Annotated in this window: 15 protein-coding genes; 5 read left to right on the forward strand and 10 right to left on the reverse strand. The window is 73.4% G+C overall.

Annotated features, from left to right (window positions below):
* Positions 1-281 (reverse strand): endonuclease/exonuclease/phosphatase family protein (locus tag ACIBHY_RS37775; RefSeq protein ID WP_397309219.1); only part of this gene is annotated, 281 nt, incomplete at its 3' end.
* 87 nt (positions 282-368) lie between these two features.
* Here ACIBHY_RS37775 and ACIBHY_RS37780 point away from each other — a divergent pair.
* Complete coding sequence (locus ACIBHY_RS37780; protein ID WP_397309220.1) at positions 369-4040, forward strand: ATP-binding protein; 3672 nt, start codon at positions 369-371, stop codon at positions 4038-4040.
* Positions 4041-4137: 97 nt separating this feature from the next.
* Complete coding sequence (locus ACIBHY_RS37785; protein WP_397309221.1) at positions 4138-5031, forward strand: CHRD domain-containing protein; 894 nt, start codon at positions 4138-4140, stop codon at positions 5029-5031.
* Positions 5032-5037: 6 nt separating this feature from the next.
* Here ACIBHY_RS37785 and ACIBHY_RS37790 read toward each other — a convergent pair whose 3' ends face one another.
* The 6 genes from ACIBHY_RS37790 to ACIBHY_RS37815 form a co-directional block, all read right to left on the reverse strand.
* Positions 5038-5943, reverse strand: coding sequence for a pirin family protein (locus ACIBHY_RS37790; RefSeq protein WP_397309222.1), 906 nt, complete (start codon positions 5941-5943; stop codon positions 5038-5040).
* A gap of 28 nt (positions 5944-5971) precedes the next feature.
* Positions 5972-6970 carry a coiled-coil domain-containing protein gene (locus tag ACIBHY_RS37795; RefSeq protein ID WP_397309223.1) on the reverse strand — a complete coding sequence of 333 codons (999 nt, stop codon included), beginning with the start codon at positions 6968-6970 and terminating at the stop codon, positions 5972-5974.
* Positions 6971-7082: 112 nt separating this feature from the next.
* The gene (locus ACIBHY_RS37800; RefSeq protein ID WP_397309224.1) at positions 7083-8696 is read right to left on the reverse strand and encodes a protein kinase; all 1614 of its coding nucleotides are present in this window, start codon (positions 8694-8696) and stop codon (positions 7083-7085) included.
* Positions 8697-8735: 39 nt separating this feature from the next.
* Positions 8736-9917 (reverse strand): MFS transporter, encoded by a 1182-nt coding sequence (locus ACIBHY_RS37805; RefSeq protein WP_397255742.1) that lies wholly within the window; start codon positions 9915-9917, stop codon positions 8736-8738.
* Positions 9917-10957, reverse strand: a complete 1041-nt coding sequence (locus ACIBHY_RS37810; protein WP_397309225.1) for a PLP-dependent cysteine synthase family protein — start codon at positions 10955-10957, stop codon at positions 9917-9919. The genes ACIBHY_RS37805 and ACIBHY_RS37810 overlap by 1 nt, the downstream gene beginning before the upstream one ends.
* Positions 10958-11002: 45 nt before the next feature.
* Positions 11003-11308, reverse strand: coding sequence for a hypothetical protein (locus tag ACIBHY_RS37815; protein ID WP_397255452.1), 306 nt, complete (start codon positions 11306-11308; stop codon positions 11003-11005).
* Between the two features lie 150 nt (positions 11309-11458).
* Between ACIBHY_RS37815 and ACIBHY_RS37820 the strand changes: the two genes are divergently transcribed.
* Complete coding sequence (locus ACIBHY_RS37820; protein ID WP_397309226.1) at positions 11459-12055, forward strand: DUF4396 domain-containing protein; 597 nt, start codon at positions 11459-11461, stop codon at positions 12053-12055.
* Here the strand turns inward: ACIBHY_RS37820 and ACIBHY_RS37825 are convergent.
* From ACIBHY_RS37825 to ACIBHY_RS37835, 3 genes are all read right to left on the reverse strand, one after another.
* Positions 12052-13209, reverse strand: a complete 1158-nt coding sequence (locus ACIBHY_RS37825; protein WP_397255448.1) for an alginate lyase family protein — start codon at positions 13207-13209, stop codon at positions 12052-12054. The two genes, ACIBHY_RS37820 and ACIBHY_RS37825, sit on opposite strands and share 4 nt — an antisense overlap.
* A 116-nt stretch (positions 13210-13325) precedes the next feature.
* Positions 13326-14387 carry an NAD(P)-binding domain-containing protein gene (locus ACIBHY_RS37830; RefSeq protein WP_397309227.1) on the reverse strand — a complete coding sequence of 354 codons (1062 nt, stop codon included), beginning with the start codon at positions 14385-14387 and terminating at the stop codon, positions 13326-13328.
* Positions 14388-14402: 15 nt separating this feature from the next.
* The gene (locus tag ACIBHY_RS37835; protein ID WP_397309228.1) at positions 14403-16772 is read right to left on the reverse strand and encodes a M20/M25/M40 family metallo-hydrolase; all 2370 of its coding nucleotides are present in this window, start codon (positions 16770-16772) and stop codon (positions 14403-14405) included.
* Positions 16773-16887: 115 nt separating this feature from the next.
* Between ACIBHY_RS37835 and ACIBHY_RS37840 the strand changes: the two genes are divergently transcribed.
* Both ACIBHY_RS37840 and ACIBHY_RS37845 read left to right on the forward strand, forming a co-directional pair.
* Positions 16888-17448, forward strand: a complete 561-nt coding sequence (locus tag ACIBHY_RS37840) for an ArsR/SmtB family transcription factor (protein WP_397255442.1) — start codon at positions 16888-16890, stop codon at positions 17446-17448.
* 153 nt (positions 17449-17601) lie between these two features.
* Positions 17602-18976: MFS transporter (locus ACIBHY_RS37845; protein ID WP_397309229.1), on the forward strand; the 1375-nt coding region annotated here is incomplete at its 3' end.

Consider the following 18976-nt stretch of genomic DNA (forward strand, 5'->3'; position numbering starts at 1 on the left):
GCCGCGGGGGGGGGCACGCCGGGCGCGCCGCCCCCCCGGGTCACCCCGCGGTCGCGGCCCGCCCGGCCCCCCCGCGCCCCGCGGCCCCCGGGGGGGGGGGGGGCCCCGCCCCCCGCGCCCCCCCCCACGGCCAGCTCCTCGCCGAGCAGTCCGGCGAAGGCCTGGTCGGCCAGCTTGGTCTCCTGCAGGCAGACGACGTCGGGACGGCGCTGATCCAGCCAGGGAAGCAGGCGGGGCAGCCGCTGTTTGACCGAGTTCACGTTCCAGGTCGCTACTCGCACCCGATCCACGATATCCGGGATTCACGATCAGCTCTCCCCGGGCGAACCCCGGCTCATAGGCTGGTCCTCTCACACTGCGGGAGAGCGATGACCTTCGGATGTGCGGGAAACCTGCCTGATGAGGACGCCGGCCTCATCGGACGGCTCGGCGTGCTCGCCACCCTCAGACGGCACGTGGCCGAGGCGCGGCTGGTCACGGTGACGGGCATCGGCGGCGTCGGCAAGACCCGCACGGCGCTGCGCCTGGCCCACGAGACGCGCGGCCGCCACCCGGACGGCGCCTGGTTCGCGGGCGTGTCGGCGGTGAGCGACCCCGGCCTGGTCAGGCCGGCGATCGCCGCGGCGCTGGGCACCGGTTCGCTGCCCGGATGGGCCGAGGGGCGCCGGGGGCTGCTCGTGCTCGACGGCTGCGAGCGGGTGGCGCCGGCCTGCGCGCAGGTGGCCGGGGAACTGCTGCGGGCGGCTCCCGGGCTCCGCGTGCTGGCCACCAGCCGGGTTCCGCTGGGCGTACCGGAGGAGCGGGTGGTCGCGCTGGCGCCGATGGAGACGGCGGGCGCGGACAGCGAGGCCGTGCGGTTGTTCGCGGCCAGGGCCCGCGCCGTGCAGCCCGGCTTCGAGCTGGACGAGCTGACCGTCGCCTCGGTGGCCGGGCTGTGCGCCCGCCTGGACGGCATTCCGCTGGCGATCGAGCTCGCCGCGCTGCGGCTGACGAGCATGTCGGTCAACGACGTCGCCGCCGGGCTGGAGGACCGCTTCGCCCTGCTGACCGGAGACGCCGGCCGGCCGGGCCTGCACGACGCCCTCACCCGCAGCTACGACCTGTGCGAGCCCGCCGAGCGCCTGCTCTGGGCCCAGCTGTCGGTCTTCGCCGGCGACTTCGACCTCGAGGCCGCCCGCTTCGTGTGCGGGGAGGAGATCGGCGGCCTGGTCGAGGCCCTGGTGGACAAGTCGGTCCTGCTCACCAGGACCGACTACCTGGGCACGCGCTACAAGCTGCCCGGCACGCTCGCGGAGTACGGCGCGAGGCGGCTGGAGGACGGCCGCGAGATCCGCCACCGCCACCTGCTCTACTACCTCGGCCTCGCCACCCGCAGCGAGCAGGACTGGTCAGGCCCGCGCCAGATGTACTGGTTCGAGCGCATGCGCCAGGAACACGACAACATCCGGGTGGCGCTGGAGCACGCTCTGCACACCCCCGACGAGGCCGCGCTGGCGCTGAGGCTGCTGTCGTCGCTCTGGTTCATGTGGGTGTGCTGTGGTTTCGCGGGCGAAGGCCGGAAATATCTGGAACGCGCCCTGCGTGCCAACCCCGAGCCGAGCCCGGAACGCTGCAAGGCCATGTGGGTGCTGTCGTACGTGCGCAGCGCCCAGGGCGACAGCATGGGCGCGATGTCGACGGCCGAGCTGTGCGGCGCGGAGGCGAAGCGGATCGGCGACTCGAAGGCGCTCATCCTGTCCTCCAAGATGCGCGGCACCGCCGCCCTGCTCCAGGGGGACCTGCAGAAGGCCAGCACGCTGCTGCGCGTGGCCATCGAGTTCAACTCCGAAAGCGCGGCGCTGAACCCCGGCCTGCTGCCGGCCGTCGTCGAGCTGGCGATCGTGCTGACCAAGCAGGGGGCGCTGGAGGAAGCGGAATCGATGCTGCTGGAGTGCCTGCGCACGTGCGAGGACCGCCAGGAGCTGTCCGTGCGGTCCTACGCGTACTGGACGCTGGCGATGACCCGGCTGGCCATGGGCCAGGCCGAGGAGGCGCTGCACGACGTCAGGAAGACCCTGCGCCTCAAGCGGCCGTTCCACGACATCCTGGGCATCCTGCTCGCACTGGAGACCGCCGCCGGCGTCTACGCGGCGCTGGAACGGCCCGCGCTCTCGGTCCGCCTGCTGGGCGCGCTCCGGGTGAACTGGAAGGCCGCGGGACTGCCGATGCTGGGCGCGCCGTGGCTCACCGACGACCACGACGCGCTGGTCCAGAAGTGCCACAAGGTGCTGGGCGAGAACGCCTACAAGGAGGCCTTCGACTCCGGCATGCGGCTGGATCTGGCACAGGCGACCGCCTTGGCGCTGGGGACCCGCCCCGCGGGCGAGCCGACCGAGCTGACGATCAGGGTCGCCGGCCCGGCGGGCGCCGCGCTCACCGAGGACGCCGTCGAGCGGGTCGCGCGCGCCTTCGGCTTCACCATGCCGGTCGAGGACGGCGACGGCGGAACCGCCTACGGCCTGGTGTTCCGCGACGACGGCGAGGGAGTCCCGGCCGAGCAGCGCCTGGAGGAGATGGACCGTTGCCTGCGGGAGGATCCGCCCAGGGAACCCACGGTCGCCAGGTTGTTCACCGTGCTGCGGAACGCCGGTCCCGCCGTGGTGCTGATCAAGCGCACCCTCATCGTCCACGCCCAGGGAAAGATCACGACCCGCCGCCTGTCCTCGGCGGAACAGGCGTTCCTGCACAGCCGCCCGCAGCTGTTCGACGACCCGGACGGGCTGGTGGCCGAGTTCCGGCAGCTCGCGACGGAATCGGCGGTGGACGGCTCCGTCCAGGCGGGACGCGACTACGACGAGGAGATCGCCGCGCAGCTCGGCGTCCCCGTCGCCGTCGCCATCAAGGCGTGGGGCGACCCGGAAGGCTATGAGATCGCGCCGAACACCCCGGCCTGGACCAAGCGGGGCTACACCGACTGCAGCCTGTCCGCGCTGGTCATCAAGCCGCCGTCCGGCACCCCCATGCCTGCCCGCAAAGTGATCGCGAAGGTCTGCCCGCCGGGCCCGTTGTCCCGCGAGTACGCCCGGCACAGGCTCGCCCTCGACGTGAGCGCCGTGCTGTTCCGCCAGAAGCACCTGGTCGGTCTGCTGCCCCATCCGCCGCGTGTCGCCGGCACCGGCGAGCGCGTGTTCTTCCAGGAGGTCGCCGGCGGCGGCCTGACGGACATGGCGCAGATGTCCGAGCTGAACTCACCCCAGGAGCTCATCCCCGTGTTCCAGCGCGTCATCAGGGGCGTGCTGTCCGAGTGGAACCCGTACCCGGCCGAAGTCCGCGCGGACGTGGACTCGGGAGAGTACCTGCGCGCCGAGCTGGGCGCCCGGTTCGGCGACGGCGCGAAGCTGCGCGTCTGGGCGCGGGAGTGCGGGCTGCTGGAGCCGGAGCGCAGCTGGATCTGGTTCTCCGGGGACCGGTCCGCGAAGGTGCTGCCCAACCCACTGGCCATGGCCGCCGGGGACATCGTCGGACTCCACCACGTCCAGCACCTGCGCGGCTTCTCCCACGGCGACCTGCACCACGGGAACGTGCTGATCCCGCGCACCGCCGCGGGCAAGCTGGAGGCCAAGCAGTTCCGGCTCATCGACCTGACCACGTTCGAGAAGTGCGCCTCGCAGGCGTCGGACCCGGCGATGCTGCTGCTGTCGGTCATCGCCAGGCAGGTACCGCGGCCGGGTGAGGAGCTGTTCGACCTGATCGTGCGCGGCGAGGGCGACGACGAGCTCGTCGGGCCCCTGGTCCGCTTCCTTTTCGACTACAAGCTCCTGACCCCGGGCTTCCGGGACGACTGGCGCCACCAGCTCCTGCTGTCCCTGCTGGCCGCGGCGCTGACCCACTGCAGCTTCGCCGACGTGGACGAGCACCTGAAGTGGTGGTTCTTCCGGCTGGCGGCCCGGTGCGGCGCGGCGTACCTGCGGAGCACCCGGTCGTGGGATCCGCCCGAGACGGCCGTGCCCCAGCAACTCCGGCTGGAGCACATGCGGGGCTTCGAGATGCGCGAACGCTGAACGCGTCTTTTTACCCACTCCCTGGGCTGAACCCGGGCGGTGCCCGCCCCGTACAACCGGGCGCCACCACGCAGAACCCTCAGCCAAAGGATCGATCATGAAGAAGATCGTCGTCTCCGGCCTGGCCGTGGCCGCCGCCCTGACCGCCTCCTCCCTGGCCGCCGCCCCCGCGCAGGCCACCACCCCGGTCTACCTCGCCGCCACGCTCACCGGCTCCAACGAGGTTCCCACGCCCGGCCAGAAGGCCGGCGACCGCGACGGCCGCGCCGTCGCCGTCTTCCGCGTCCACGGCAACCGGGTCGACTACGCCATCCGCTGGAACCGGGTGGCCGCTCCGACCGCGTTCCACATCCATCAAGGCAGGGCCGGCAGGAACGGCGAGGTGAAGATCCCGTTCTTCGGCGCCGCGCTGCCCGGCAACCTCACCGCCGTCAAGGGCGCGGTGACCGTCAACGACCGGGGCCTGCTGCGCCGCATCACCGGAAGGCCCGGGAACTGGTACGCCAACCTGCACACCGCCGAGTTCGGCGGCGGCGCCGTGCGCGCCCAGCTCCACCGCATCCGCCCGGTCTCCCTGGACTCCGTGCTCGCCTACGGCTCCGGCCGTACGCTGACCTCGGTGGCGACCGGAGCGCAGGAAGTGCCCACCCCCGGCCAGAAGGTCGGCGACCGCGACGGCCGCGCCGCGTGGCTGGTGTGGGCCCAGGGCACCCGGGTCGCGTTCGCCGCCGCGTGGGCCGGGATCGGCGCGCCCACCAACGGCCACATCCACCGCGGCGCCAGGGGCGAGAACGGCCCGGTCGTGGCCGACTTCTTCGGTGACCCCAAGGGCCTGCCCGCCTCGGTCACCGGCGTGGCTGGCGCGACGACGGCCCAGGCCGGCGTGGTGCGGGGCATCAACAGGAACCCGAAGAACTGGTACACGAACCTGCACACCAAGGAGTTCCCCGGCGGCGCCGTGCGCGGCCAGCTCCACCGCGGCGGCTGGTAGCCCCCGTCAGCGCACCCGTCCCCGCGGCTTCAGCCGGATGCCCGGCAGCTCGGGGGCGGGCAGCGGCTCCCCGTCGAACCCGCGTACCACGCCGAACCCACTGCCCCTCGTCCATTCCTCGCGATAGGCGGCGATGTCGTCGTGGGAGCGGCCGACGAAGTTCCACCACATGACGATCTCCTCCGCGAACGGCTCGCCGCCGATCAGCAGCACCCGCCCGCGCCCCTCCAGCACGATCCGCTCGCGGCCCGGCGGCAGGTACAGCAGGGGACCGGCGGGCACCTGCGCGACCGCGCCGTCGAGCAGCAGCAGCCCGTGCTCGAACCCCGGCTCGACGGCCAGCTCGGCCCGCCCGTCCACCGAGACCTCCGCGCCGATCAGCGGCGAGTAGACCGTGGCCGGGGACGGCCCGCCCATGAGCACGCGGGAGCGGTGGCCCGGCCCGTCCAGCACCGGCAGCTCCGCGTGGTGCTCGAACGCCGGTTCCACGCCCCGATGCTCCTCGGGCAGCGCCACCCACAGCTGCACCCCGTGCAGCGTGCCGCCCTCCGCGGACTCCTCCGAGTGCGAGATGCCGCGCCCGGCGGTCATCAGGTTGAGCCGGCCCGGCCGGACCGCCCGCAGGCTGCCGAGGCTGTCGCGGTGCAGCACCTCGCCCTCGACCAGCCAGCTCACGGTCTGCAGCCCGGTGTGCGGGTGGGGCGGCACCCGCATCGCCACCGCCTCGGGGCCGTAGGCGTCGACGAAGCACCAGGCGCCGATCATGCGGCGCCGTACATGGGGAAGGGTGCGGGTCACGCTCATCGCGCGCGGCCCGCCCAGCGGGACCGCGCGCCCGGTCAGCAGCTCCGTCCCCGTCGCGCCGTCCGCCGCGCAGACGACCTCCTGGGGGTCGCGTTCCAGGTTGCTCACATGACGACGGTACAGCGCCGCCCTGTTCTCAGTAGACCGAGATGTGGGGGTGGTCGTAGTGGTTGGCGGTGGTGCCGCCCCGGTCGGTCATGGTGCGCCACTGGCCGTTGCGCACGTGCCAGATGCGCTGGCGGTAGATCACGTACATGATGCCGAGGCGCTTGGCGTTCTTGACGACCCATGCGCAGATCTCGTTGCCGCGGGCGATCTCGGCGGCCGAGGGCATGGCGCCGCCCCGGCTGAGCATGAAGTCGCAGGCCCGGCCGAGGGGGTGCTCGCCGCCGTCGCGGATCGAGCGGTAGCAGCCGATGCCGAACGGCACCTCGAAGCGCTCCTGGACGAGCTGCTTGACCAGGCGCATGCGCGGGGTGATGTTGTCCTCCCCGGCGGGCAGTTGGGGGACGAAGGTGCCGTCGCGGCGGGCGCCGGGCACGTCGTGAAGCTGCTCGATCTTGTCGCGCATCTTCACGATCAGCTTCTCGGCCTTCTTCTTGCGGGCCTCCAGGTCCTCGACGGTCGCCCGCAGCTCCTCCTCCTGGGCCGCCGACTCCTCCTGGGCGCGCTGGAACTCATCGCGTACCTGGGCGAAGCCCCGCAGTCTGGAGTTCTGGACGTCGACCATGTGGCGGTTGAACGCGAGCCTGTTGAGCAGGGACTCCGGGTCGCCGCCGCCGCTGAACATGTTGGCCAGGTTGGGTTCGCCGCTGATGTACTGCGTGGTGCCCATGAGGCGGAGGTTGGTGGCCTCGCGGTCGTAGACGGCCTGGGCGCTCCTGAAGCGTTCGCGGGCCGCCTTCTCGGTCTTGTCGACCTTCTGCAGCTCGACGCGGCTGCTGTAGTAGTCGGTGATGAGCTTGTCCGACTCCTTCTGGAGGGCGGCCAGCTCCTTCTTCAGCTGCTTCACCGTCGGCTTGGGCTTGGCCGAGGCCGGTATCGGGGCCACGGCGAGCGCCACCACCGCCGCCAGCGCCGCGAGTCTTCTCCACAGCGGCCCGCGCCGCACGCCAGCGGGTGACGCAACCGCCACGCTTCTCCTTCGACCGAGCCCACGGGCGGTCGCCGTTCCTCAACGCGAGCCGGGGGCGCCCTCTGTCCGATCGAAGATAGTAGGGGATAGCGGCCGTTGAGGTGCAATCAGGTCATTCGGTATCGCGCCGGTGCCGGCTCCTGCCGGCCTGCCGCGCGGCGAGGTGGCGGCCCAGCAGTACCGAACCGGGCAGCACGGCCATACCCAGCAGGCTGCTGCCCAGGCCGAGGTCGAGGTCGGCGTCGAGCAACTGGTTGCCGCCCTTGAGCACGGGCAGGTCCAGGGAGACCTTCAGCGACACCGACAGCAGCGGCTCGGGCTTCTTCTCCGGGGGCTTGCCGCCCGAGGGCTGGGACTGCGTCGCGGGCGGCGGGGTGGCCTTGGTGGGCTCGCCCTTGGTGGGCGCGTCCCTGGTGGGCTCGGGGCCGCGGGTCGGGCCGGTGTCGCGGGCGGGGCTGCGGGTGGGCTCGGCGGTCCTGCCGGGGGTGCGGCTCGGCGCGGCCGTGCGGCTGGGCTCGTGGGTCGGCTGCAGCGTCCGCGTCGGCTCCCCCGCCGCGGTGACCTCGTCCGGCGGTACGGCGGTGCCCACGCGGTCGCCCGCGTCGGTGATCGGCGGCGTGAAGGGGAGGCCGGTGGAGGGGCCGGGCGTGCGCGAGGGTGTGGTGACCGGCGGCGACAGCGGCGGCGCCGAGCTCACCGGGGGTAACGCGCGCGCGGCCTGGATCGGCGGGTCCTCGGTCCACATGACGAAGACCGAGACCACGGCGGCCGCCGTGGCCGTGATCAGCCCGCCGGCGATGGCGAACTTGGCCACCGGGGTCAGCGTGCTGCGGGCGAACCCGGTCGCCACCTCGGCCCCCGCCGACGGCACCAGCGGCAGCAGCGCGATGTGCGGGACGGTCAGCAGCCCGAGGCCGGCCCGTCCGCGCCGCTCCCATCCGCTCCCGTACGCCCTGCCCGCCACCTCTTCCAGCTCGGCCAGGAAGGCCTGCGCCGACGGGGGCCGCTCGGCCGGGTCCTTGGCCATGCCGAGCTCGACCAGCCCTCTGACCTGCTCGTCCACGTTGGCCAGCGGCGGCGGTACGTTCTGGTGCTGGTAGGCGAGGACGGCGGCGTCCTCGCCGGGGAACGGGCGGTGCCCGGTGAGGCACTCGAAGAAGACGACGGTGGCGGCGTAGACGTCGGTGGCGGGCCCGGCGGGGGCGTCCTCCCACTGCTCGGGCGCCATGTACGACGGCGTGCCCACGTAGGTGCCGGCCTCGCCGAAGCGGGTGGCGAGGCCGAAGTCGACGAGCTTGCTGACGCCGTCGGCGGCGACGATGACGTTCTCCGGCTTGAAGTCGCGATGGGCGACGCCGAGTCCGTGCGCCGCGGCCAGGCCGGTGAGGGCGCCCTTGAGGACGGCGAGCGCCGCCTCGGCGCCGGTGGCGCCCTCGTGGGTGAGCAGGCGGCGCAGGGTGATGCCGTCGACCAGCTCCATGACGATCGCGGCGTCGTCCTCGCCCTCGACGTACTCGTAGAGCCGGGCGGTGTACGGACTGTCCAGCACGCCGATCACCTTGGCCTCGTCGCGGAACCTGGCGACGAACTCCTTGTCCTCACGGAGCCCGGGCGACAGGTGCTTGATCGCCACGGGTAAGCCGTCCGACGCCCGCACGGCCAGCATGACCTGGCCTGTGCCGCCGTGTCCGAGCTCGCGAATCTCCGTGTAGCCCGGAACCTGCATCGCGGAACCCCCTGGGCAAAAGATCCAGTCTCCCGGACACTAGCCCGTATTGGCGGGCGGTACAACACGCTCCGTCGAGAAGCCGTGACGGGATCGGCAGAGCAGGTGTACGCCCGCCGCGGACCCCAGTCCCACCGCCACCAGCCCCCACCAGGCCAGACCCGCCTCCAGCGCGGCCCCGGTCAGCACGTTGCCGGCCGCCACGCCGATGCCGGAGGCCGTGCTGTAGAGGCCGTAGCAGGTGCCGATCCGCTCGCCGCCGAAGCGCGCCACGGTGGCCATCTCGAAGGGGTAGACGATCATGCTGCCGAGGGTGAGCAGGACGGTGGCGGCCATCACCGCCACCCCGGCCGGGAGCCCGGCTGCCATGAGCCCGGGCGGGGCGAAGGCCAGGCCCATCAGCGCCAGCCCGCGGGTGATCGCCTGTCCGGGCGTCCAGCGCGCCGCCGCCCACGCGGTCACCTTCACCTGGCCGAGCATGGCCATCGCGCCGGACACCACGAAGATCCACACCGCTTGCTCCGGTACGGCCAGCGGCAAGCTGAGGTAGACCTGGAACCCGAGCACGTACGAGCCGGTCATGGCCAGCGCGAACAGGCAGAACGCCCGGTCGCCGAGCGCGCCGCGCCAGTCGGCCAGGATCGAGACGCCCGCGTCCGCCCGGCTGCCCCGCCGCGCCGGCAGCGCCTTGGCCTGGGCGAGCGCGAGCACCGCGAACAGCGCCGCCGCGCTCAGACAGGTCAGGCGGAAGGCGACGGCGTTGAGCAGCAGCCCGACGAGCGGCCCGGCCAGGATGCCGGTCTGGTAGAAGACGTTGAACAGCGCGAACGCCTCCACCTTCCGCTCCCCCGCCTCCTGGGCCAGGTAGGCGCGGGCGGCGGGGTTGAAGAACGCCCCGGCCAGACCGGTCAGCGCGGAGGCTGCCAGCAGCGCGGGCACCGCCTCGACCAGGCCGAGCATCGCGAACCCCGCCGTGCGCAGGAGCAGGCCGGTGAGGATCATCGGCTTGTAGCCGAGCCGGTCGGCCAGGCTGCCGCCGAGAAGGAACAGGCCCTGCTGGCACAGGTTCCGCACGCCGAGCACCAGCGCCGCCGCCCACACCGCCAGGCCCAGGTCGCCGGTGAGGTGGGCGGCCAGGTACGGCATGAGCATGTAGAAGCCGACGTTGATGGTCAGCTGGTTGAGCATGAGCAGCCGGATCGGCCTGCTGTAGCCGGACATCACGACGTCGCTCCCGCCGGGCGGGCGACGGTGGCGCAGCGGGTCCAGCGCTGGGCCTCGGCGGCGGCCGGGTGGGGCAGCTCGTCCGGTTCCGGCTCGGGTTTGGCGTCGAGCAGGCCGTGTCCGGCGCAGTAGGCGTCGCCGTACACGGTGTCGAAATAGCGTTCGGGACCGTCGGGGAAGACGGCGGCGATGCGGGTGCCCGGCGGTTCGCGCCGGGCCAGCCACGAGGCGACCAGCGCGACCGCGCCGACGCTCCACCCGCCGGTGGCGTAGCGGGCGGCGGCCAGGCGGCGGCAGGCCCACACGGCCTCGGCGGGCGCCACCCAGTGCACCTCGCGGAAGGCGTCGTAGGCGACGTTGGCGGGATGGATGCTGCTGCCGAGGCCGCGCATCAGGCGCGGCCTGGCGGGCTGGCCGAAGATGGTCGAGCCGACGGTGTCCACGCCGACCAGCCGCACGTCCGGGCTGTGCGCCCGCAGCACGCGGTGGATCCCGGCGCTGTGCCCGCCGGTGCCGACGCTGCAGACGAGCACGTCGACGCGGCCGAGCTGGGCGGTCAGCTCGGCGGCGAGCCCGGCGTAGGCGGCCGCGTTGTCGGGGTTGGCGTACTGGTCGGGGCAGTAGGCGCCGGGCGCGCCCGCCATGAGCTCGCGCACGCGGGCGCGCCGCGCGGCCTGCCAGCCGCCTTCCCGGTACGGCTCGGCCACGATCTCCAGTCGTGCCCCGTAGGCGAGCAGCAGGCGGCGCATGAGCGGCTCCATGCCCGGGTCGGCCACGAGCGTGACGGGATGACCGTGCACCACGCCGGCCAGCGCCAGCCCGAGGCCGAGCGTCCCGCTGGTCGACTCGATGATCGGGGCGCCGGGCCGCAGGGCGCCGCGCCTGCGGGCCTCGGCCACCATGTGCAGGGCGGGGCGGTCCTTGATGCCGCCGGGGTTGTAGCCCTCGAGCTTGGCCCAGAAGCCGCGCTCGCCGCCCGACCAGAGCTCGGGCACCCACAACACCGGGGTATTGCCCACGAGTCCTGAAATATCCATGTTTTTCTCCTGTGCAGAGGTACGGATGGACGCGCCGGGGCGCATCTACATCCGGCTCACGCACAGGAGGGCGAGCAGGGCGGCGGGCCGTACGGGAGGCCGGGCCGGGGACGGCGGGGTGGCCGGGACCGGCGCGGCGGCGCAGCGGCCCTGCTGGCCGGGCGCGGGCGCGTCGACGGCCGGTTGCTGCGCGGCGGGCGCGTCACAGGAGGCCTCGTGCTCGTGCGGATGCGTGCCGGTGTCGCAGCCGGACACCCCGGCGGGCTGCGGGGTGTCGGCGTGCGCGTGCGGTCCGGCCATGCACAGAAGGGTGAGCACGACCATGAGCGCCACGAACGGCCTCCAGGTCATGGCGTGCACGCTACATCACGCTGCGTGACCGCCACCCCGCCAACGCGGCACTTTTTACTACTTCCTATAGTAGCCAGCGCGGTCACATTTGCTCCGTTACCCCATGGGGGTATACCGTGACCGCGCAGATTGACGAACGGAGCTTCAAGCATGTCCACGCACCAGGAACACCAGGGCCACCACGATCACGGTGACCACGCGGCGCACGGAGAGCACGGCGGCCACAGCGCGCACGGTGCCCATGACGCGGACGGCGCACACGGCGCTCCCAGCGAGCACGGACACGTCGGGCACGGCGCGCACGGGCATGGCGCGACGACCTGGAAGATGGCGGCGCTGGCCACGCTGCACTGCCTCACCGGATGCGCCATCGGCGAGGTGCTGGGCATGGTGATCGGCACCGCGCTCGGCTGGGGCAACGTGGCCACCATCGCCCTGGCCGTCGGCCTGGCGTTCGTGTTCGGCTACGCCCTGACCATGGTCGGCGTGCTCAAGGCGGGCCTGACCTTCAAGCAGGCGCTGAAGGTGGCGCTGGCCGCCGACACGGTGTCGATCCTCGTCATGGAGATCGTGGACAACGGCGTCATGGTGATCGTGCCCGGCGCCATGGACGCCGGGCTGGCCTCAGGGCTCTTCTGGGGCGCGCTGGCCTTCGCCTTCGTCGTCGCGTTCCTGGTGACCACACCGGTCAACAAGTGGCTGATCGGCAAGGGCAAGGGACACGCCGTCGTCCACGCCTACCACTAGGCCGGGTTGCCGGCGTGGGTGAGCGTCTCCCAGCCGAGGAAGTGGCTCACCCCCGCCGGGCGGCTCTGCTCGACCAGCCGCTGAGTACGGGCCATGCCGATGCCCATGCGGTTGCGCAGGGCGTTGAAGCCCACCTCGAAGGTCGGGCCGAGCCCCGGCTTGACCGAGCCGCCGCAGAGCCAGGACGGCACCGGCTCGCCCAGTTGCAGGCCGGCGTGGAAGCCCATCGCGTGGCGTAGCCGGTCCTTGCCTTCGGCGTACAGGTCGAGGCCCTGGTGGCGGGCGGTCTCGGCCACGTGGACGGCGGCGGCGATGCCCCAGCCGGTGTGGCCGAAGTCGCGGCAGGTCTCCTGGGCCAGGCCGTTGACGAAGGTGGTCTGGCCGTACCAGTAGCCGATGAGCTCGTCGCGGGTGTCGTACCTGCTGCCCGGCGCCTGCTTGGGCAGGGAGCCGTCGGTGGTCAGGTAGACGTAGGCGGCCAGGCGGCCGCGCCAGGTGGTGACCGCGCGGTCGAAGGCGGCGCGGTCGTCGAGGTGGACGGCGATGCCGATCGCCGCGTCCGTCATGATCAGTTCCCAGTTGCCGTTGGTGTTGGGGCTGCCCGCGATGACGATCGGCAGGTAGACGGTGCGCAGCTTGGTGGCGAAGCGGCCGGCGTTGGCCCAGCCGGTGTAGGTGTGCTTGACGAGCTCGGCCGCCCGGGAGAACGACGCCCCGGCCCAGCCGGTCTGCAGGCGGGCGTTGTGACCGGTGTGCTCGGTGATCACGGCCGACCAGGCGTCCATGATCTGGACGGCCTTCTTGGCGTGGCGGTCGTCGCCGGTCAGGTACCACTGCAGGGCGTGCGTGTAGGCGGCCATCGCGTCGTTGCGCTCGTCGGAGCAGCCGTTGTTGGGGTTGGAGGACGGGCCGCACTCGACGTTGGCGCGGGGCTTCGGCGTGTAGGACAGTGAGGCGAACGAGCTGGCGCGCAGCGCCGCCCACGCCGTCTTCCAGGGTTCGGCGCCGAGGTTGGCCTTGACGTGGTCGAGCTGGGCCCGGCTGACCAGGACACCGGGATGGTGGAAGGCAGCTCCGACCTTTTCCGCCGAAGCCGGCTGGACCGGTACGGCCAGCGCGACGGCTAACAGAAGGACAGCGAGGATGGGGCGCACGACAGGCTCCTTACCGCGGCGAGCAGACATCGGGTGTCTGACGTCCATCCAAGCCAGCCGTCGAGGGCCCGGTCAACGACCCGGGGGAAACTGACCCGGGAAACCGGCCCGGGGAACTAGGCGGAAAGCAGGGTGCGCGCCGCCAGGAGGCGCCGGACATTGCCCGCGGCGGTCCTGCCGGCCCGGTTGGCCCCGATGGTGCTGGCCGAGGGCCCGTAGCCGACGAGCTGCAGGCGCGGCTCCCTGACCACCTGGGTGCCCTCGACCTTGATGCCGCCGCCGGGCTCGCGCAGCCGCAGCGGGGCCAGGTGGTCGAGGGCGGAGCGGAAGCCGGTGGCCCACACGACGGCGTCCACCCGCTCGTACCGCCCGTCCGGCCAGGTGAGGCCGTCGGGGGTGATGCGGGCGAACATCGGCAGCCGCTTCAGTACGCCCTTCTCGCGCGCCGCCCTGATCACCGGGGTTGAACTGAGTCCGGTCACGCTGACCACGCTCCGCGGCGGCAGCCCGGCGCGTACCCGCTCCTCGACCAGGGCGACCGCGTCGCGCCTGGCGACCTCGCCGAACGCGTCGTCGCGCCAGACCGGCTCGCGCCTGGTCACCCAGAGCGTGCCCGCGGCGACGTCGGCCAGTTCCGCCAGCACGTGCATGGCCGAGGCGCCGCCGCCGACGACGGCCACCCGCTGCCCGGCGAACTCCCCCGAACCCCGGTAGCCGGCGTAGTGGATCTGGCGGCCCCGGAAGTCGCCGCCGCCCGGGTAGTAGGGCCAGTACGGGCGGGTCCAGGTGCCGGTGGCGTTCACCACCGCCCGCGCGGCCCAGTCGCCGCGGGAGGTGGCCACCACCAGGCGGTCGCCGCCCCCGCGGCCGACCGCGGTGACACGGACCGGGCGGAGCACGTCCAGGCCGATCGCCGCCTCGTAGGCGCCGTAGTAGGCGGGCACCACCTCGCGGGCGGGGGCGGCGCCGTCCTGGCGCTCCTCCTGCCGGACGCCCGGCAGGTCGAAGATGCCGTGGATCTTGTCCATGGTCAGCGACGGCGATCGGTGCCGCCACGCGCCGCCCGGCCCGTCCTCCGCGTCGAGCACCACGGTGCCCAGGCCGAAGCGGCGCAGGAAGTAGGCGCCGGACAGGCCCGCCTGCCCGGCGCCGATGACCACGACGTCAGTGATGTCCACGATCTCTGGCAACCGTCACGGCGTCTGGATCCTTCCCACGACGGTGACGGAGTCGGTGGGCAGGCCGCCGGTCGAGGAGCTCAGGTCCACGTCGGCGGGCCTGGGCCGGTAGCCGGTCAGGCCGTCGAGGCCGAGCGTGACGTCGCTGGCCACGAGCCGGGGCGCGCCCCTGGTCCGCAGCTCGAACTCCACCCCGTCGCCGGGCGGCGCGAAGAACTGCGCCTCGAACGGCCAGGCCGCCCCCGGACGCGGCGCGCTCTCCATCTCGGGGAACGGCACGCCGGGCCGCCCCGCCACCTGGATGACGCCTGCGGTGGCGGGCCGGTCGGCGTGCAGGTTGACCTGGTAGGCGGAGCGCTGGGAGCGGACGCGGACCCGGGTGACGGTGTCGGCGCCCTCCTGTCTCCGGCTCAGCACGCTCACCTCGGGCGCGGGCAGTTTCGCCGCCTCGGCCCTGCCCGCGTGGGCGGGGCGCATGCCGTACGGCAGGGGCAGCTTCCACTCCGCGGGCGCCTGGGGGGTGAGGGCGGCGGCCCAGGGGTGCGGACGGTCGTCGGCGGTGATCCAGCTCGCGGCGCCGGTGGCGGTGTCGAGCACGTAGGCCAGGTGGGCGGCCCGCGGGTACCGCTCGTCGAAGCGGTCGTGGATCAGTCCGCCCCCGATCAGCACGAACACCAGCGCCGTGGCGGTCAGCGGGCCGAGCGCCACACGTAGCCGCCCCCGCGGACCACGTGTGCCGGGCGTGACCTCCGCCAGCAGCGGCAGCGCCGCGTAGGCGGCCAGCACGAGCAGGACCACGGCCACCGCGGCCAGCGCGAGACCGAAGGCCGCGAACGTGCGCGCCCCGACGGTCAGCAGCACGACGCCCACGGCCGCGGCCACCGCCCGCACGGCCAGGGCGGCGTGCGGCCGGGCCGGCTCCAGCAGGAGCGCGGCGATTCCGGCGAGCCCGCCGGCCAGCGCGGGGATGGCGCCGTAGTAGGACATGCCGGGCATCACGCCGGCGAGCGCGGCGCCGGCGACCGCCAGCCAGGCCAGCGAGCCCACGGTGAGCGCCACCGTGCCGAGCCATCGCCGCAGCAGCGCGTACCAGCCCCAGACCAGGGCCACGGCCATCGCGATGAGCGCCAGCCGGTACAGGTCCGGCCGGTACGGCTCGCCGAACACCATCCCCGCGTATCCGGGCTGGATCATGGTGAGCAGTTGCCACACGCGGTCGCCCAGGAGGTAGGCCAGGGCGACGGGCACTACTCCGGCCAGCGTGGCCAGGCCCATCTTGGGCAGGGTGGCGGCCCGCCGTACCCGGGCCAGGACGGCGAGGCCGAGCACGGCCAGGACGCCCAGCGCCGCGAGCGGCGCGACGAACCCGCCGGGGTAGGCGAAGACGACGCCGAAGGCGGAGAAGAAGGCGGCGTCGCCAGGCACGCGCTGGGCGGGCAGGTCGGCGGCCAGCGCGGCGCGGGTCAGGGCGAGGCCGTTGCCGCCGTGCATCTGCAGGACGGCGGGGTCGAAGTTCTCGATCGTGTCGCGCGGGTGGTGGTAGTAGGCGCGCCCGCCGGCGGTGCCGAGGTCGACGCCGATGAAGCCGTGTTCCTCCAGCGTGGTCAGGTCGGAGTGGAAGCCGGTCTGCCGGTAGATGCCGATGAGGGCGGACTCCCCCACCGGGTGCGGCATCGAGGAGAACGCGCGCACGAGGCCGGTGCCGCCGGGGGTGACGTTGTAGACGGCGGAGGGCGCGCCGTTGCCGGGTCCCTCCAGGTTGACGACCACGCCGCCGTCCTTGGCGAGCGGGTGGTGGGCGGCGAAGGCCTCGGCGCCGATGAGGCCGGGCTCCTCGCCGTCGCTGAGCAAGATGACCAGGTCGTTGCGCGGCTGCTGCCCGGAGGACTTGAGCGCGCGGACGATCTCCAGGATGGCGGCGACGGAGGCCTTGTCGTCGCTGGTGCCGGGGGTCGTGGTGGTGGAGTCGTAGTGGGCGGCGAGCACGACCCTGCCGGTGGAGGCGCTGCCGGGGATGACGGCCACGACGTTCTCGGCCAGGCCGGAGGTGATCTCCGAGCCGAACGAGCGGGCCCCCACCCCGGTCTGGACCTCGGGCTTCAGGCCGAGCGCGGTCAGCTGGGCGAGCAGGTAGTCGCGGATGCGGTCGCCGCCGGGCGAGCCGATCGGCGTGGGACCGCCGGTGGCGATCTTCTCCAGGTGCGGCCAGGCGCGGGCGGCGCTGAACTCCCCGGCCGGGGCGCCGGCTCCCGCCACCGCGGGCGGGCGTTCGAACAGCCAGGCGGCGCAGGCCACGGCCACGACGGCCACTAAGGCGACGGCTCCGGCGAGCGCGCGCCGGGGTGCGCGGACCGGCGCGACGCCGGTTCTCTCAAGCGTGTGCATGGGTACACAATGACTTGTGCACAACAGATTGTGCAAGCTGAATTGTGCACAGGGCAGCACGAAAACGCAGATGAGGACGGGAAACAATGCACAGAAATCCGGTAGGTTGACGCCCATGGCCGATCATGAGGTACGCACGCTGACCGACCTCGAAGCGCTGCGGACGCTCGCCCACCCCCGCCGCCAGCGCATCCTGGACCACCTCAGCACCCATGGCCCCGCCACCTCCGCCGACCTGGCCCGTGACCTCGACCTCAACACCGGCGCCACCAGCTACCACCTGCGGGAGCTGGCCAAGCACGGCTTCGTCGAGGAGGTGCCGGAGAAGGCGCGCGGCCGCGAGCGCTGGTGGCGCCACGTCCGCGCCGACCTCCGTTTCCCTCTGCGCAGCGAGCAGGACGAGCAGACCCGCGCGGTCATGGACGAGATCCAGGCCCGCGCTTATAGTGAGGACATCGCCGCGTTCCGCCACGCTCAGGCCGCGTCGGAGCCGGGCGGCTGGGGTGACGCCTTCCCCTTCTCCCGCGGCACGATCACGGTCACGTTGACGCAGCTCGCGGAGTTCTTCGAGGAGTACGTGGCGCTCGTCATGCGCTACGGCGGCGACGCCGAGCACTCCCCCGAGGCCCGCCGCGTCCACACCCGTTTCCTTGCGTTCCCGGACATCGCCGACTAGGGTCTCCTGTCTATGTCCAGCCCCGAGTCCGACAGACGCTGACCACCGGCGCTCCGGTGGTCGGCCTCCGCATGCCCGCGCGGCGTGCGCGGATGGTGTGACCGGGACCGCCGTTAAGGTCCTGTCCGTCTCTCACTCGGGAGTCTCACTGCCATGCCTGTGGCGGTCTTCATCCTCGGCCTCGCCGTCTTCGCCCAGGGCACCTCGGAGTTCATGCTCTCCGGGCTGCTGCCCGACATCTCCGCCGATCTCGGCGTGTCCCTGTCCCAGGCCGGTCTGCTGACCTCGGCCTTCGCCATCGGAATGGTGGTCGGCGCGCCCGTCCTGGCCGCCGCCACCCTGCACTGGCCGCGGCGGCGCTCGCTGGTGCTGTTCCTGTCCGTCTTCGCCGCCGCCCACGTGGTGTCGGCCCTCACCCCCGACTACGCCGTGCTGCTCGCCGCCCGCGTCGTCTCGGCACTGGCCAACGCCGGTTTCTGGGCCGTGGCCGCCGCCGCGGCGGTCGCCATGGTGCCGGTCCGGGCCAGGGCGCGGGCCCTGGCCGTCGTGGTGGGCGGCGTGACCGTCGCCTGCGTCGCCGGGGTCCCGGCGGGCGCGGTGCTCGGGCAGCTGTGGGGGTGGCGCTCGGCCTTCTGGGCCGTCGCCGTCCTGTCGGCCCTGTCCGCCGTGGCCATTCTGCGCGCCCTGCCCTCCGGTACGGCCCGCCGTACCGCGCCCACGGGCCCTTCCCGGCCGGAAGGCGCTTCCCCGGCGGGAGCCTCTTCCCCCGCAGGAGGCGTCTCCCCGGCAGGAGGGACTTCTCCGGCGGGAGGCGCCGCTGCGGACGGTGGCGGCCAGGCGCGGACCGGTGTGCGCGCCGAGCTGCGGGCGCTGGCCGACCGGCGGGTCGTGGTCACCTACCTGCTGAACGCGCTGATCCAGGGCGCCACCTTCTGCGCCTTCACCTTCCTCGCGCCCATGGTCACCGAGGTGGCCGAGCTCGGCGAGGGGTGGGTGCCGGGCACGCTGGTGCTGTTCGGCGCGGGGGCGTTCCTGGGCATCACGCTCGGCGGGCGGCTGGGCGACGCGTACCCCATGCGCGTCCTCGGCTTCGGCATGACCGCGCTGACCGCCGGCTGGGCGGTGCTCGCCCTGGCCGGCGGCAACCAGGTGGTGCTGGTCACGCTGGTGTTCGCGCAGGGGCTGCTGGCCTTCGGGCTGGCACCGGCCCTGACCTCGCGCGCCTATCAGCTCGCGGCCGGGGCGCCCACCCTGGCGGGGGCGTTCGCCACGGCCGCGTTCAACGTGGGGGCCGCCGCCGGTCCCGGGCTCGGCGGGCTGGCCCTCGACGCCGGGTTCGGCTTCCGCGCCCCGATGTGGGTGGGCGCGGGCCTGATGGTGCCCGCGCTGGCCGTGCTGGCGTGGGGGGGGCGGGGGGGGGGGGGGGCCGCCCCCCCCCCCCCCCCCCCCCGGGGGTACCGGCCCCCGTCGGCCCCCCCCCCCCGGGGGGGGGGGCCACCCCCGACACGGAGAACACACCACAACACCA

This window comes from Nonomuraea sp. NPDC050547, from assembly GCF_044457345.1.
Classification (GTDB): domain Bacteria; phylum Actinomycetota; class Actinomycetes; order Streptosporangiales; family Streptosporangiaceae; genus Nonomuraea.

What these genes read in the sequence shown, in the direction of transcription:
- ACIBHY_RS37780 (WP_397309220.1), top strand. Translation starts at nt 369, where the DNA reads ATGACCTTCGGATGTGCGGGAAACCTGCCTGATGAGGACGCCGGCCTC.
- ACIBHY_RS37785 (WP_397309221.1), top strand. Translation starts at nt 4,138, where the DNA reads ATGAAGAAGATCGTCGTCTCCGGCCTGGCCGTGGCCGCCGCCCTGACC.
- ACIBHY_RS37800 (WP_397309224.1), bottom strand. Translation starts at nt 8,696, where the DNA reads ATGCAGGTTCCGGGCTACACGGAGATTCGCGAGCTCGGACACGGCGGC.
- ACIBHY_RS37805 (WP_397255742.1), bottom strand. Translation starts at nt 9,917, where the DNA reads ATGTCCGGCTACAGCAGGCCGATCCGGCTGCTCATGCTCAACCAGCTG.
- ACIBHY_RS37810 (WP_397309225.1), bottom strand. Translation starts at nt 10,957, where the DNA reads ATGGATATTTCAGGACTCGTGGGCAATACCCCGGTGTTGTGGGTGCCC.
- ACIBHY_RS37815 (WP_397255452.1), bottom strand. Translation starts at nt 11,308, where the DNA reads ATGACCTGGAGGCCGTTCGTGGCGCTCATGGTCGTGCTCACCCTTCTG.
- ACIBHY_RS37820 (WP_397309226.1), top strand. Translation starts at nt 11,459, where the DNA reads ATGTCCACGCACCAGGAACACCAGGGCCACCACGATCACGGTGACCAC.
- ACIBHY_RS37835 (WP_397309228.1), bottom strand. Translation starts at nt 16,772, where the DNA reads ATGCACACGCTTGAGAGAACCGGCGTCGCGCCGGTCCGCGCACCCCGG.
- ACIBHY_RS37840 (WP_397255442.1), top strand. Translation starts at nt 16,888, where the DNA reads ATGGCCGATCATGAGGTACGCACGCTGACCGACCTCGAAGCGCTGCGG.